The following is a 716-nucleotide window of genomic DNA, read 5'->3' as shown; positions in this document are numbered from 1 at the left end:
CTTTGCCGCGCTCCAGCACTATCCAAAAGGCGGAAAAATCCAGACTGTAATCTCTGACAGTGGAGTCGGTATCGTGGGCAGTCTCCAGCCGATACTGGCAGAAAATCCGGCTATTTTTGGAACGCTCGACTTTTCCCAGCCCGAAGCGGGTCCCGAGCTTGTGCTACAGGTGTTCCAACAGGGTCAGATCTCCAGCTCAAGTGATGATGGTCGTGGCCTTGGCCTTAAGCGCAGTGGCGATGTGGCAGCGAACTACAACGCGACGGTCTCTATCCGACAACAGAATTTCGAGCTAATCATGGTTTATACGGAAGGCAAGCTGACGAGTAGCTATCGCGTAGGTATGCCCTCCTTGCTCGGAACGCATATCTGCTTTGAATTCTTGATTGACAGTCAGGCGACTCTGGTTAAACTGAAAAAATGAATCAGAAATCTTATATCGTCAATCTCGGTGGACTCACCGACGATGACCATCCCTTTGGCAACGTCCAAGGGAAAGCCACCTTTCGTAAGCTCCTTGACGTCGTTGAGGCTCATCCTCAGTACGCCTTGTTTGGTATCTCTCTGGCTGACATAGAGGCGACGGATGCATCCTTTCCCAGGGAAAGTGTGGTTGCTGTTGCCAAGCATTTTTAAAGGGGAGCGCGGTTTTTTTTTCTAAAAGATGTAAAAAATCGGGATTTACTCGATAACTGGAGCTATGCGGCCCACGCAAA

The 716-nt window shown here is 50.0% G+C and carries 1 pseudogene; it reads left to right on the top strand.

Annotated features, from left to right (window positions below):
- Window positions 1-424, top strand: a pseudogene (locus G3436_RS26870) (ATP-binding protein); the annotation flags it as partial.
- Window positions 425-716: the final 292 nt, after the last annotated feature.

Source organism: Pseudomonas brassicae (genome assembly GCF_010671725.1).
GTDB lineage: Bacteria > Pseudomonadota > Gammaproteobacteria > Pseudomonadales > Pseudomonadaceae > Aquipseudomonas > Aquipseudomonas brassicae.
This window is presented reverse-complemented; position numbering and strand designations above follow the sequence as displayed.